General features: G+C 70.2%; 15 protein-coding genes. 4 read left to right on the forward strand and 11 right to left on the reverse strand.

The genetic code is table 11. The annotated features are described in order from the left end of the window. Nucleotides 1-68 precede the first annotated feature (68 nt). The 6 genes from lgt to ABZV58_RS33100 form a co-directional block, all read right to left on the reverse strand. The gene (lgt, locus tag ABZV58_RS33075) at nucleotides 69-1,328 is read right to left on the reverse strand and encodes a prolipoprotein diacylglyceryl transferase (RefSeq protein WP_355004118.1); all 1,260 of its coding nucleotides are present in this window, start codon (nucleotides 1,326-1,328) and stop codon (nucleotides 69-71) included. A 175-nt stretch (nucleotides 1,329-1,503) separates the two neighbouring features. Further along, a complete protein-coding gene (trpA, locus tag ABZV58_RS33080) occupies nucleotides 1,504-2,304 on the reverse strand; it encodes a tryptophan synthase subunit alpha (protein WP_355004119.1) in 801 nt (266 codons plus the stop codon). Continuing rightward, nucleotides 2,301-3,563 carry a tryptophan synthase subunit beta gene (gene trpB / locus ABZV58_RS33085; protein WP_355004120.1) on the reverse strand — a complete coding sequence of 421 codons (1,263 nt, stop codon included), beginning with the start codon at nucleotides 3,561-3,563 and terminating at the stop codon, nucleotides 2,301-2,303. The genes trpA and trpB overlap by 4 nt, the downstream gene beginning before the upstream one ends. Next, nucleotides 3,563-4,381 (reverse strand): indole-3-glycerol phosphate synthase TrpC, encoded by an 819-nt coding sequence (gene trpC, locus ABZV58_RS33090; protein WP_067846729.1) that lies wholly within the window; start codon nucleotides 4,379-4,381, stop codon nucleotides 3,563-3,565. The genes trpB and trpC overlap by 1 nt, the downstream gene beginning before the upstream one ends. 183 nt (nucleotides 4,382-4,564) lie before the next feature. Then, nucleotides 4,565-5,422 (reverse strand): TIGR02234 family membrane protein, encoded by an 858-nt coding sequence (locus tag ABZV58_RS33095; RefSeq protein WP_355004121.1) that lies wholly within the window; start codon nucleotides 5,420-5,422, stop codon nucleotides 4,565-4,567. After that, complete coding sequence (locus ABZV58_RS33100; RefSeq protein ID WP_355004122.1) at nucleotides 5,419-7,023, reverse strand: anthranilate synthase component I; 1,605 nt, start codon at nucleotides 7,021-7,023, stop codon at nucleotides 5,419-5,421. The genes ABZV58_RS33095 and ABZV58_RS33100 overlap by 4 nt, the downstream gene beginning before the upstream one ends. Nucleotides 7,024-7,237: 214 nt before the next feature. Here ABZV58_RS33100 and ABZV58_RS33105 point away from each other — a divergent pair, with 214 nt between their 5' ends. The 3 genes from ABZV58_RS33105 to ABZV58_RS33115 all read left to right on the forward strand — a co-directional run bounded on the left by ABZV58_RS33105 (nucleotide 7,238) and on the right by ABZV58_RS33115 (nucleotide 9,039). After that, nucleotides 7,238-7,699: a peroxiredoxin gene (locus ABZV58_RS33105; RefSeq protein WP_355004123.1), complete on the forward strand. Its 462-nt coding sequence runs from the start codon at nucleotides 7,238-7,240 to the stop codon at nucleotides 7,697-7,699. 124 nt (nucleotides 7,700-7,823) lie between these two features. Then, a complete protein-coding gene (locus ABZV58_RS33110; protein ID WP_355004124.1) occupies nucleotides 7,824-8,390 on the forward strand; it encodes a permease in 567 nt (188 codons plus the stop codon). 202 nt (nucleotides 8,391-8,592) lie between these two features. Continuing rightward, complete coding sequence (locus tag ABZV58_RS33115; RefSeq protein WP_355004168.1) at nucleotides 8,593-9,039, forward strand: transcriptional regulator; 447 nt, start codon at nucleotides 8,593-8,595, stop codon at nucleotides 9,037-9,039. Nucleotides 9,040-9,051: 12 nt separating this feature from the next. Here ABZV58_RS33115 and hisI read toward each other — a convergent pair whose 3' ends face one another. The 5 genes from hisI to ABZV58_RS33140 form a co-directional block, all read right to left on the reverse strand. Next, nucleotides 9,052-9,399, reverse strand: a complete 348-nt coding sequence (gene hisI, locus ABZV58_RS33120) for a phosphoribosyl-AMP cyclohydrolase (RefSeq protein WP_097248387.1) — start codon at nucleotides 9,397-9,399, stop codon at nucleotides 9,052-9,054. Between the two features lie 136 nt (nucleotides 9,400-9,535). Beyond that, nucleotides 9,536-10,309: an imidazole glycerol phosphate synthase subunit HisF gene (gene hisF / locus ABZV58_RS33125; RefSeq protein ID WP_355004125.1), complete on the reverse strand. Its 774-nt coding sequence runs from the start codon at nucleotides 10,307-10,309 to the stop codon at nucleotides 9,536-9,538. 4 nt (nucleotides 10,310-10,313) lie between these two features. After that, nucleotides 10,314-11,141 carry an inositol monophosphatase family protein gene (locus tag ABZV58_RS33130; protein ID WP_355004126.1) on the reverse strand — a complete coding sequence of 276 codons (828 nt, stop codon included), beginning with the start codon at nucleotides 11,139-11,141 and terminating at the stop codon, nucleotides 10,314-10,316. 11 nt (nucleotides 11,142-11,152) lie between these two features. Continuing rightward, nucleotides 11,153-11,884 (reverse strand): bifunctional 1-(5-phosphoribosyl)-5-((5-phosphoribosylamino)methylideneamino)imidazole-4-carboxamide isomerase/phosphoribosylanthranilate isomerase PriA, encoded by a 732-nt coding sequence (gene priA, locus ABZV58_RS33135; RefSeq protein WP_355004127.1) that lies wholly within the window; start codon nucleotides 11,882-11,884, stop codon nucleotides 11,153-11,155. A gap of 72 nt (nucleotides 11,885-11,956) precedes the next feature. Continuing rightward, nucleotides 11,957-12,409, reverse strand: a complete 453-nt coding sequence (locus ABZV58_RS33140; RefSeq protein ID WP_355004128.1) for a MarR family transcriptional regulator — start codon at nucleotides 12,407-12,409, stop codon at nucleotides 11,957-11,959. Nucleotides 12,410-12,510: 101 nt separating this feature from the next. On the opposite strand from ABZV58_RS33140, the gene ABZV58_RS33145 reads away from it, so the two are divergent. After that, nucleotides 12,511-13,032 (forward strand): nuclear transport factor 2 family protein, encoded by a 522-nt coding sequence (locus ABZV58_RS33145; protein ID WP_355004129.1) that lies wholly within the window; start codon nucleotides 12,511-12,513, stop codon nucleotides 13,030-13,032. Nucleotides 13,033-13,039: the final 7 nt, after the last annotated feature.

A 13,039-nucleotide genomic window follows, 5' to 3' on the forward strand; every position in this document is an offset into this window, starting at 1 on the left:
CCCGTGTGGTTATCGCGCCCTGTGGTGAATGTGTTGCCTACGCCCGCCGTCGATTTCGCGGTCGCGAGCTACTCGCCCTTGTCGGCGGTGGACTTCTCACCCACTCCGGCAGCGGACTTCGCGTCCTCGATGGACTCGTCCGCGTCCGGGGAGGCACCCGTCTCCGCGACCGCGGCGGACTTCTCGGCCGCAGTGGACTTCTCGCCTCCGTGCGGCGACTTCGCCGAGCTCGCTGCCGTCGCCTCGGTGGACTTCTCCGCGCTCATAGTCGCCGACTCGCCGCTGTCGGAGTTCTCCGACGTCGCCTCGCCGGGATCATCCAACCGGCCCGATTCCGAGTCCGATTCACCCGCGTCGTCTTTCGCGGACTCCTTGGTCAGCGCCACGCCGCCCCCCGCCGTCGCCCCCGTTGCGCCCGCGGCACGCAACGCGCCGATCTGCCACGGCCACGGTCGGTTCATCGCGCCGGGTTGCAATTGATCCGCGGTCTCGCGTCCCTTCGTGGCGAACACGAAATAGGCGATGGCCGCGAGGAAGACGAGCGCCGAGGTGAACGAGTTGACGCGGATGCCCGCGATCATGGTGGCCTCGTCGTCGCGCATCAGCTCCACGAAGAACCGGCCGAAGCTGTATCCCGCGACGTAGAGCGCGAACAGCCGACCATGGCCGATCCGCCAGCGCTTGTCGATCTGCACGAGCAGCACCACGATCAGCACGTTCCAGAGCAACTCGTAGAGGAACGTCGGGTGCACGATCTTCTCGACCACGTCGTTGGAGACGCCGTTCATCGGGTCGGGATCGCCGTTGGCGTCGAACCTCGGGTAGATCTCCAGGCCCCAGGGCACGGTGGTCTCGCGGCCGTAGAGTTCCTGGTTGAACCAGTTGCCGAGGCGGCCGATGGCCTGGGCCAGCAGGATCGGCGGCGCGATGGCATCGCCGAAAGCGGGCAACGGGATGCGGTACACCCGGCAGCCGATCCAGGCGCCGACGCCGCCGAGGAACACCGCGCCCCAGATGCCGAGCCCGCCCTGCCAGATGTAGAGCGCCTCGATCGGGTTGCCGCCCGCGCCGAAGTACTTCTGCCAGTCCGTGGCCACGTGGTAGAGGCGCCCGCCGACCAGGCCGAACGGCACCGCGAACATGGCGACGTCCAGCACCGTGCCCTGCTGACCGCCGCGCTCCTGCCAGCGCCGCTCGCCCCACCAGATGGCGACGACGATGCCGAGGATGATGCACAGGGCATAGGCCCGCAACGGGATCGGCCCGAGTTGCCACACGCCTTGCGGGGGGCTGGGGATATAGGCCAGCACATCGCTTCGTAACGTCACGGGGCCACCGTAGCCGAGGACCGGCGAAGCGCACGATCCGGCGGGCCTCCCGCCGCCTCTCGCCCCGGCCGTACGCGGGACTTCGACGGCCTCCACTCGGCACTACCGGCCGGGCGTGCCTCCGCGTTCGCCGCGGAGGTGCGAACTCTGGACGGACTCCGCCGGAGGGCAGGTCCTACGAGGCGACGGTCGCCGAACGCACGCCGTCGGCGAGTTCGCGGGTCAGCGCGCGCACCGCGTCCAGCCCGTCGGCCGCCGCCGTGACCAGCGCCGAACCCACGATCACGCCGTCGGCGTAGCTGGCGATCTCGGCGGCCTGTGCGCCGTTGCGGACGCCGAGGCCGACGCCGATCGGGATGTCGGAGTGCGAGCGGACGCGAGCGCACAGCGCGGGCGCCGCGGAGGACACCACGTCGCGCGCGCCGGTGACGCCCATGGTCGAGGACGCGTAGATGAAACCGCGGCTCGCCTCGAGCGTCTTCACCAGTCGCTCCTCGGTGGAGGACGGCGCGACGAGGAAGATGCGGTCCAGATCGTGCGCGGCCGAGGCGACGAACCAGTCGTCGGCCTCTTCCGGGATGAGATTCGGCGTGATGAGGCCCGCGCCGCCCGCCGCGGCGAGATCGCGCGCGAAACGGTCGACGCCGTACTTGAGCACCGGGTTCCAGTAGGTCATCACCACGGCCTTGCCGCCCGCCTCAGCGATCGACTCGACCACCGTGAACACGTCGCGCACCCGCACGCCGCCGCGCAGCGCCTGCTCGGCGGCGGCCTGGATGGTCGGGCCGTCCATCACCGGGTCGGAGTAGGCGACGCCGACTTCGATGATGTCGCAACCGGATTCGACCATCGCGCGGCAGACGTCGATGGAACCGGCCAGGTCCGGGTAGCCCGCGGGCAGGTAGCCGATGAGCGCGGCCCGGTTCTCCGCGCGCGCCGCGGCGAAGGTGTTGGCGAGACGGGACTGCTGACTCACGACTCGGTCTCCTGCGGTGCGTCGAACAGCCCGAACCAGCGGGCCGCGGTGTCCATGTCCTTGTCGCCGCGGCCGGACAGGTTGACCAGGATGATCGCGCCGGGGCCGAGTTCCTCGCCGAGCTTCAGCGCGCCCGCCACGGCGTGCGCGGACTCGATCGCCGGAATGATGCCCTCGGCGCGGCTGAGCAGCAGCAGCGCGTCCATCGCCTCGGTGTCGGTGATGGGCAGGTACTCGGCGCGGCCGATGTCCTTGAGGTAGGCGTGCTCGGGGCCGACGCCCGGGTAGTCCAATCCCGCGGAGATGGAATGGGATTCGATGGTCTGACCGTCCTCGTCCTGCAGCAGGTACGAGTAGGCGCCCTGGAACGCGCCCGGCGTGCCGCCGGTGAAGGTCGCGGCGTGCCTGCCGGTGTCGACGCCGTCGCCCGCCGCCTCGTAGCCGATCAGCCGGACGGCCGGATCGTCGAGGAAGGCGTGGAAGATGCCGATCGCGTTGGAGCCGCCGCCGACGCACGCGGTCACCGCGTCGGGCAGCCTGCCGGTCAGGTCCTGCACCTGCTGGCGCGCCTCGAGGCCGACGATGCGCTGGAGGTCGCGCACCATGAGCGGGAACGGGTGCGGGCCCGCGGCCGTGCCGAAGCAGTAGTAGGTCTGTTCGGCGTTGGTGACCCAGTCGCGCAGCGCCTCGTTGATGGCGTCCTTGAGCGTCTGCGAGCCGGTGGTCACCGAGATGACCTCGGCGCCGAGCAGCCGCATCCGCGCCACGTTCAGCGCCTGGCGGGCGGTGTCGACCGCGCCCATGTAGATGACGCAGTCCAAGCCGAGCAGCGCGCACGCGGTGGCGGTGGCGACGCCGTGCTGGCCCGCGCCGGTCTCCGCGATGACGCGGGTCTTGCCCATCCGCTTGGCCAGCAGCGCCTGGCCGAGCACGTTGTTGATCTTGTGCGAGCCGGTGTGGTTCAGGTCCTCGCGCTTGAGCAGGATGCGCGCACCGCCGGCGTGCTCGGCGAGCCGCTTGCACTCGAACACCGGCGAAGGACGTCCGGTGTAGTCGCGCTGCAGGCGGTCCAGTTCGTCCAGGAAGGTGTGGTCGGCGCGGCACTTCTCGTACTCGGCGGTGACCTCCTCGATCACCGCCATCAGCGCCTCGGGCACATGCCTGCCGCCGTAGACGCCGAAGTGGCCGCCGAGATCCGGTTCGTGCGAACTCGGATGAGCGACGCCCGCACTGGCCTGGGGTAGTCCGTGCACCGCCATCACCGGCCCCGCCGGGCCGGCTTGGGGCAGGACGGGTGGGTGCCCGCGGTCACCAGCTCCGACACTGCCGCGCGCGGATCGCCGCTGGTCACCAGACCTTCGCCGACGAGCACGGCGTCCGCGCCCGCACCGGCGTAGGCCAGCAGGTCGGCGGTGCCGCGGATGCCGGACTCGGCGATCCGGATGACCTCGGTGGGCAGCCCGGGAGCGATGCGTGCGAACACGTCGCGATCCACCTCGAGCGTCTTGAGGTTGCGGGCGTTCACGCCGATCACCGACGCGCCCGCGGAGAGCGCGCGGTCGGCCTCTTCCTCGGTGTGCACCTCGACCAGCGCGGTCATGCCGAGCGATTCGGTGCGATCGATGAGCGAGGAGAGCACGTCCTGCTCGAGCGCCGCGACGATCAGCAGGATGACGTCGGCGCCGTGCGCGCGTGCCTCGTGGATCTGGTAGGGACCGACCACGAAATCCTTGCGCAGGATCGGGATGTTCACGGTGGCGCGCACCGCGTCCAGGTCGTCGAGCGAGCCGCCGAAACGGCGTCCCTCGGTGAGCACGCTGATGATGCGGGCGCCGCCGTCCTCGTAGGCCTTGGCCAGGCTCGCGGGATCCGGGATGTCGGCCAGCGGTCCCTTGGACGGGCTCGCCCGCTTGACCTCGGCGATGACGCCGATGCCGTCTTCCAGGAGTGCGGCGCGCGCGTCCAGCGGGGCGGGCGCGGCGGCGGCTGCGGCCTTGATGGCGGGGAAGTCCAAGAGGGCTTCCCGTGCGGCCACATCCGCGCGGACCCCGTCGAGAATCGAGTCGAGTACCGTCATCTGGCTCGAATCCTTTCTGGGGAGACGGACTTGCTGCCTGAGAATCCCCCCAGGCGCTGTCTCACCGATGCTGACAAAGAATAAATGGCCTTACCTCTTGTCTTGCCGCCGGGGTTCAGCTCCGCGGCCGACCTGCGGTCGCACCATGCGGGGAACCCACGGGACATGGTCTGGGCGGTCACGTCAGCCCGCACCGCCGTCCGCCGCACGGTCGCGCGGGTTCGACGCGGCGGTGTCGGGCGAATCGGGCTCGTCTCCCTCGCGCGCAATCGGATTCACGTTTTCGCGCGATTCGGACACCGCGCGGTCGCCCGAATCCGGCATCGCGCCGGGCGTGTCGTCCGTCGGATCGGTGCCCGCGTCCAGCGCGTCCCACAGCACCCGCTCGGAGAGTTGCCCGGAGTCGTCCGCGGCGCGCCGCTTGGTCACCTCTTCGGTGGCGGCCTCGCGACGGACAACCGGACTCTCGTACTTGCCGGAGAGCCTGCCCGATTCCCTCGGCATCCTGGCGAGCAGGACACCGGCGGCGAACGCGGCGAACGCGGCGGCCAACGTGAGCACCGCGGGCAACGGGGCGGTGATCACCTCCGTGACCGTGGCGCGGCCGGGCAACTCGGCCAGCGCGGCGGCGCGCTCCGCCGTCGCGCCCTGTCCGGTGAGCAATGCGAAGGCGGGCACGGCGGTCACGGCGGCGACGAGCGCGACGAGCACACCGACCATCCGGCGCAGCCATCCCTTGGTGGCGAGCAGCGCGGCGATGGCCGCGAGCAGCACCAGCGCCAGCGGGGTGAGCGCCCCGAACCAGACGCTGCCGTTCAGCTCGTCGGTGCGCGGTTCGGTGAGCCCGTCCGAGGACGACACCGTCACCCACGTCAGCCTCGACGAGCCCCACATCAGCGCCGCGGCGAGCGCGAGAAGCACGATGGCCCCGACCGGGTACCGACGTCCTTCGGCGCGGCCGGGGGGCGCGACCGCCTCGGCCGCGGACGACTCGTCGGGTTCGGCCGAGGCGCGCGGATGTCGGTCGGGTTCGTTGGTCATAGGGTTCCGCCGTCTCGGTTCGCCGCATCGGCATCGCCCGTGGGCGCGGCATCGGCTTCGGAGGCGGAACCCGCGGCACCGTACGCGCGCACGGTCTCGGCGGCGGCGACGGCCTTCAGCACCGCCATCGCCTTGTTGCGCGATTCCACGTCCTCGTAGTCCGGGTCGGAGTCGGCGACCACGCCCGCGCCCGCCTGGACGTAGGCGACGCCGTCCTTGAGCAGAGCGGTGCGGATGGCGATCGCGGTGTCGGCGTCGCCCGCGAAGTCGAGGTAGCCCACGACACCGCCGTAGACGCCGCGCCGCGTCGGCTCGAGTTCCTCGATGAGTTCCATCGCGCGCACCTTCGGCGCTCCCGAGAGCGTGCCCGCCGGGAAGCAGGCGCTCACCGCGTCCAACGCGACCTTGCCCGGCTTCAGCCGTCCCGACACCGTCGACACCAAGTGCATGACGTGGCTGTAGCGCTCGATGTGCCGGTACTCGGTGACGCGCACCGTGCCCGGCTGGCAGACCCGCCCGAGATCGTTGCGCCCGAGATCGACGAGCATCAGGTGCTCGGCGTTCTCCTTCTCGTCGGCGAGCAGGCCCTTCTCCAGCAGCAGGTCGTCCTCCTCGGTGACGCCGCGCCAGCGAGTGCCCGCGATCGGGTGCGTGGTCGCCACGCCCTCCTTCACGGTCACCAGCGATTCCGGGCTGGAGCCGACGATGGAGAAGGCGGTGCCGCCCTCGCCGTCGGGGACGTGGATCAGGTACATGTACGGACTCGGGTTGGAGGCCCGCAACATCCGGTACAGGTCGAGCGGCTCACCGTGGTAATCCATCTCGAACCGCTGGGAGAGCACGACCTGGAACGCCTCGCCCGCCTCGATCTCCTTGACCAACCTGCGCACGCCCGCGCCGAATTCGTCGGAGGTGCGCTGGCGGCGGTACTGCGGCTCGGGCTGGTCGAAGACCGAGACGGTGGACTGGGCGGGCGCGGCGAGCGCCTCGGTCATCCGGTCCAGCCGCGCGACCGCGTCGTCGTAGGCCTCGTCGACCCGGTCGGCGGTGCCGTTCCAGTTCACGGCGTTGGCGATCAGGGTGATGGCGCCCTCGTGGTGGTCGAAGGCGGCCAGGTCGGTGGCCAGCAGCAGCACCATCTCGGGCAGTCGCAGGTCGTCGGCGGCCAGGTTGGGCAGCCGCTCGATGCGGCGCACCGCGTCGTAGCCGAGGTAGCCGACCATGCCGCCGGTCAGCGGCGGAAGATCGGGCAGCCGCTCGGTGCGCAACAGTTGCAGCGTCTCGCGCAACGCGAGCAGCGGGTCGCCGCCGGAGGGAGCGTCCACCGGGATGTTGCCGAGCCAGGCCGCTTCGCCGTCCACCACGGTCAGCGCCGACGGGCTGCCCGCGCCGATGAACGACCAGCGCGACCAGGACCGTCCGTTCTCGGCGGACTCGAACAGGAAGGTGCCCGCCCGATCGGCGGCCAGCTTGCGATAGGCCGACAGCGGAGTTTCGGAGTCCGCCAGCACCTTTCGGGTCACGGGGACCACCCGGTGTTCCGCGGCGAGCAGATGGAACTGTTCGCGGGTCGTGGTGGTGGGAGTGGACGCGCCAGGCATTCCTCCATCATCCCAGGGCGGACGCTCGGACTTCGTCCGGCCCGGTCCAAGGCCGCCATCGGCGCGTCGCCGGCGACTCGCGCACCCGTGAGCCGTAGGCGCGCGCGTCACTAGTCTCGCCGCGTCGGCTTCGAGCGACCCACCTCCCGACCCGGCGATCGGCGGCCGAACGGACAGTACCGAGCGTCCAGTACGCCCGGTACTGTTCTGATCTATGCGCAAAGGCCAGCTCGCCCCACAGTTCGAGCTCCCCGATCAGTCCGGCACCGTCCGCTCCCTCGACGAATTGCTCACCGAGGGACCGCTGGTGCTGTTCTTCTACCCGGGCGCCAACACCCCGATCTGCACCGCGGAGGCATGCCACTTCCGTGATCTGTCCGCGGAATTCACCGCGCTCGGGGCGTCCTGCGTCGGCATCAGCACCGACGCCGTGGACACCCAGGCGGGCTTCGCCACCAAGCAAAGACTCGACTATCCCCTGCTGTCCGACCGCGACGGCGCGGTGGCAGCGCAGTTCGGCGTCAAGCGCGGGCTGCTCGGCAAACTCGCGCCGGTGAAGCGGCAGACTTTCGTCATCGACACCGACCGCACCGTGCTCGAAGTGATCACTGGAGAGTTGCGGGCCGACGCGCACGCCGACGAAGCACTGGCCTTCCTGCGCGAGCGCGTCCGCTGAGCGTTTTTCCTCCTTCGCTCCGGCCGTGCGCGGCCGGAGCGGACACCGCCCGGTAGCGCCGACGAGGCGAAACGCCGACGCGCACCGCCGTCCGGAGACCGACCGGTCGGCCTACGCTGAGACCATGACTTCGAGCGAGGTTCGGCCGGACGGCAAATCCAGCGCGTCCGTCTGGCGCAATCGGATCATCGGCGGCGTGGTCCTGTTCGTGGCCCTCGTCGTCACCTACCTCATCCTGGCCGCCTTCATCCCGCGGTGGTGGGCCCAGCGGCTCGCCGAGATGGTGAACGGCAGTTTCGCCAAGGGCATCGGCTGGGGACTGCTCCTCGGCGGCATGTGCACCCTCGTCCCGCTGTTGTTGCTGCTGTTCGCGGTGCTGATGTGGCGCAAGCGGGCCGGCAAGTTCCTGGCGGGCGCGGCGGCGGTGCTGGCCGTCCTCGTGGCGATACCGAATCTGATGACACTGACCATCGTGCTCGGCGGCAACAACGCCGCCCACGCGGGCGAGCGCATCCTGGACGTCGACGCGCCCGCGTTCCGCGGCGCGTGTCTCGTCGGCGCGGTGCTCGCGGTGCTGTTCTTCCTCGGCGCGGTGTACCTCGCCACGCGCCGCGGAATGCGGCGCAGGAAGGCCGCGTCCGCGACCGCCCCCACGCCGGACACGACCCCGACACACCACGACCACCTGTGAATGAACTCACGACATCGGTGATCTGTATGACCCTCGAGCGAAGTCGTGGCAAACTCGTCGACGCGAGTGACCGTGACTACGCTTCTCAATAATCGATAGGCTCCCTAACTACCCCCACGTCACTTGGCTCGAAAGAAGGCGCATAGTGACGAAGTGGCTGGATCCCGTGGAACAACGGGCTTGGCGCGCGGTCGTGGCGCTGATGACGCGGCTGCCGAGCGCCTTGGATACCCAATTGCAGCGCGAATCCGGAGTCACTCATTTCGAGTATTGGGTTCTGACGTTGCTTTCCGAGGAACCGGGACATCGGCTCCAAATGAGTGACCTTGCCCACAAAGCAAATGCCTCGCTATCGCGGCTGTCCCATGTGGTTTCCAAGCTGGAGCGATTGGGCTGGGCGCAACGCTCGTCGACGGTGGGTCGCCGCGGCGTCCAAGCGGTCCTCACCGACGACGGCTATCTCAAGGTCGTGGAGGCGGCGCCCGGCTATCTGGACGCGGTGCGGCGCTTGGTTTTCGACGGGTTGGACGCCACGCAGAAGGCGCAGCTCGCCGATCTCAGCGAGATCCTCGCGCAGCGGCTCACCGAGGTGATCGGCCAGCTCGCCTCGACCGACGGCGCCGCCCGAGATGACCGGTCGACCGAGTGAACGCCTGATCCGTCAGCTGGGTTCGCCGAGCAGCACGTCCGAATCGAAGCAGGTGTGGGTGCCGGTGTGGCACGCCGCGCCCTCCTGGTCCACGACGAGCAGGACGGTGTCGCCGTCGCAGTCCAGCCGCACCTCGTGCACGTACTGGGTGTGACCGGAGGTCTCGCCCTTGACCCAGTACTGCTGGCGCGAGCGCGAATAGTACGTCGCCTTGCGCGATTCCAAGGTGCGAGCCAGGGCCTCGTCGTCCATCCAGGCGACCATCAGCACATCCCCGGTGCCGCGCTCCTGCGCGACGGCCGCGACGAGCCCCGCGTCGTTGCGCTTGAGGCGGGCGGCGATGGCGGGGTCCAATGTCATGTCACCGTTATAACAGGGCCGTCGCGGCGTCGGTCCGGCGCGTGCGGCGCAGCGCTGCGAGTACCTTGCGCCGCTGGTCCTCCGGCCACCAACACCCGAACGTCCTCGCCGGCTGGCGTCCGGCGGGACCGTGCACTCAGCGAACGACGATCTTCTCCGCGCGCATGGAGTCCTTGACCTGGCCGATGGTGAGGTCACCGAAGTGGAAGACGCTGGCGGCGAGGACGGCGTCCGCACCAGCCTGCACCGCGGGGGCGAAGTGTTCGACGGCCCCGGCGCCACCGCTGGCGATGACCGGCACCGAGACGGCGGCACGGACCGCGCGGATCATCGGCAGGTCGAAGCCGGTCTTGGTGCCGTCGGCGTCCATCGAATTCAGCAGGATCTCGCCGACCCCGAGTTCGGCGCCGCGCACGGCCCATTCGACGGCGTCGATGCCGGTGCCGCGCTTGCCGCCGTGCGTGGTGACCTCCCAGCCGGAGGAGGTGTCGGGCTGGCCGTCGGGCACGGTGCGGGCGTCGACGGAGAGCACGATGCACTGCGAACCGAAACGCTCCGACATCTCCCGCAGCACCTCGGGCCTGGCGATCGCGGCGGTGTTCACCGAGACCTTGTCCGCGCCCGCGCGCAGCAGCCGGTCCACGTCCTCGACGGTGCGCACGCCGCCGCCGACGGTGAGCGGGATGAAGATCTGCTCGGCGGTGCGGGTCACCACGTCGATCATGGTGCCTCGGTCGCCGGTGGAGGCGGTGACGTCGAGGAAGGTCAGTTCGTCGGCGCCCTGGGCGTCGTAGAGCGCGGCCAGCTCGACGGGATCGCCCGCGTCGCGCAGGTTCTCGAAGTTGACGCCCTTGACCACCCGGCCCGCGTCCACGTCCAGACACGGGATCACGCGTACGGCCAACGTCATCGGCTCATCCTTCCTCGGCGGTCGACGGATCGGCGACCGTGCAGATCATCTCGAGCAGTTCTTCGTGCACCCCGGGCGCCGCCGCGAGCACCGAGCCGGAGGTGATGGTCCACGGCTCGCCCGCCAGGTCGGTCACCACGCCGCCCGCCGCGCGGACCAGCGCGACGCCCGCCGCGTTGTCCCACGGGTGATGGCCGAACACGATCGCGCCGCCGAGCACCCCGGCGGCGGTGAAGGCCAGGTCGATGCCGGTGGAGCCGTGCATGCGCACCCGGGAGGACAGCCTGCTGAGCGGACCGAGCAGATCGAAGCGGAAGCGGCCGGGGATGCGACCGTCGGAATCGACGTTGAAGGCGCCGAATCCGATCATCGAGTCGGCCAGCTTCGCGGACGGCAGCGGCGCGAGCGGTTTGCCGTTGAGCAGCACCGGCCCGCCGCGCATCGCGGCGTAGCGCTGACCGAGGATCGGCAGCCAGGTCAGTCCGAGCACCGGTTCGCCGTCGCGTACCAGCGCGAGCAGCATGCCGGAGAGCGGGTGACCGGAGGAGTAGTTGAAGGTGCCGTCGATCGGGTCGAGCACCCAGGCGGTGCCGGCGGTGAGCTGCGGACCGCCGAATTCCTCACCGTGCACCTCGATTCCGGTGCGCAGCGCCAGGCCCTCGGAGACGGTCCGTTCCAGCTCCAGGTCGAGTTCGGTGGCGAAGTCGTTGCGGCCCTTGGTGACCGCGCTCGGCGCGCCGAGCCCCTCGACGAAACGCCCACTGGCGTCGTCGAGGATCTCGCTCGCCACGGCGAGCAGTTCGGGAAGCTCCGCGATCGGGTTGGCAGCCATCGGTTTTCGGATCAGCGCACCGCGGCGAGCGCCTCGGGCAGGGTGAACCGGCCCGCGTACAGCGCCTTGCCGACGATCGCGCCTTCGACGCCGTCGGGCACCAGCCCGGCGATGGCGACCAGATCCTCGACGGTGGAGACGCCGCCGGAGGCGACCACCGGGGCGTCGGTCGCCGCGCACACGTCGCGGAGCAGGTCCAGGTTCGGGCCGGTCAGGGTGCCGTCCTTGGTGACGTCGGTGACCACGTAGCGCGAGCAGCCGTCGCGCTCCAGACGTTCGAGCACCTCCCACAGGTCGCCGCCGTCGCTGACCCAACCGCGGCCGCGCAGCCGGTGCTCGCCGTCGATGATGCGCACGTCGAGGCCGACGGCGATGCGCTCGCCGTGCCTGGCGATGGCGCTGGCGCACCACACCGGATCCTCCAGCGCGGCGGTGCCGAGGTTGACGCGGGCGCAGCCGGTGGCCAGCGCCGCCTCGAGGGATTCGTCGTCACGGATGCCGCCGGACAGCTCGACTCGCACGTCGAGTTCGCCGACCACCTCGGCGAGCAGTTCACGGTTGGAGCCGCGGCCGAACGCCGCGTCCAGGTCGACCAGGTGCACCCACTCGGCGCCCGCCTCCTGCCAGGCCAGTGCGGCGTCGCGGGGCGAGCCGTAGCTGGTCTCGCTGCCCGCCTCCCCCTGGACCAGGCGCACGGCTTCTCCATTGGCGACATCGACGGCAGGCAGCAGCACAAGACTCACTCCGAGCAGCATAGTCGGCCACTCCCCGCGCCCTACCTCCGGCCTGCGGAAACGCACCGGGTTCGGCGGCGGTCAAGATCGCGAGTGATCGTCCAGTATCCGGGTGAGCAGGCCGACCAGTTGGCGGCGCTCGGCGGCGGACAGCGCGGCGAGCAACTCGTCCTGCGCGATGTCGAGGCGCCCGTCCAGGTCGTCGAGATGGCGAGCGCCGGGGCGGGTCAGGGTGACGATGTTGCGGCGGCGATCACCGGGGTCGGGGCTGCGTTCCACGAAACCGCGGTCGGCCAGGTCGTTGAGCGCCGCGACGATGTCGCTGCGGTCGATGCGGGTGCGGCGGCCGAGATCGGCTTGGCTCGCTGGACCGAATTCGCGCAGCGTGGTGAGCAGGGCGTAGTGGTGTCGGCGCGATCCGGTGTCTTCCAGCGCCCGTTCCGTCGCCCGGTCGGCCACGATGGCGACCTGGTTGATCAGCCGGGTGGGCAGCGCGCGCAGCCTGCCCGCGACGCCATTGTGCGCGATCTCCATGGCACCAATCTAGCAACCCACTTGTTGGCGGGACCCACATTCGATATCGTTGGCTATACCAACGTTGGAGCCGCCAACATTTGATGCGAAAGGCCATCGACATGAAGAAGATCCGCCTCGTCCTCCCTCTCGCCCTGTTGCCGATCGCGGCGCTCGCCGCCTGCTCGTCCACCGCGACGGCCGCCGACGCCGAGCGGCGGGAAATCCGAGAATTGTTGGACCGCAGCCACATCACCGCACTCGTCGACCGCCTCGGCCACGCGCTGGACGAAGGCGCGTTCGAGGACTTCCGGCAGATCTACACCGCCGACGCCAGCGCCACCACGCCCGGCGGTACGGCGCAGGGGGTCGACGCGATGATCGCGCAGGCGGGACGAAGTCACTCCGCGGACAAGAAGGTTCAGCACTTCATCAGCAATGTGATCGTCGATCTGCGCGGCGACACCGCCGCCGTCCGCGCCAATCTGCTGGCCACCTTCGCACCGTTGGTCGAGGGCGCGCTCACCGAACCGAAGTACACCCTGGGCGAGATCTACAGTTTCGACGCCGTGCGAACGGCGGAGGGATGGCGGCTTTCCCGGATACGAAGCACGCCGCAGTGGGCGATCGGTACGCGGTTCTAGCTCCGCA

Origin of the sequence: Nocardia sp. NPDC004654 (assembly GCF_040609595.1) — a bacterium.
Classification (GTDB): Bacteria; Actinomycetota; Actinomycetes; order Mycobacteriales; family Mycobacteriaceae; genus Nocardia.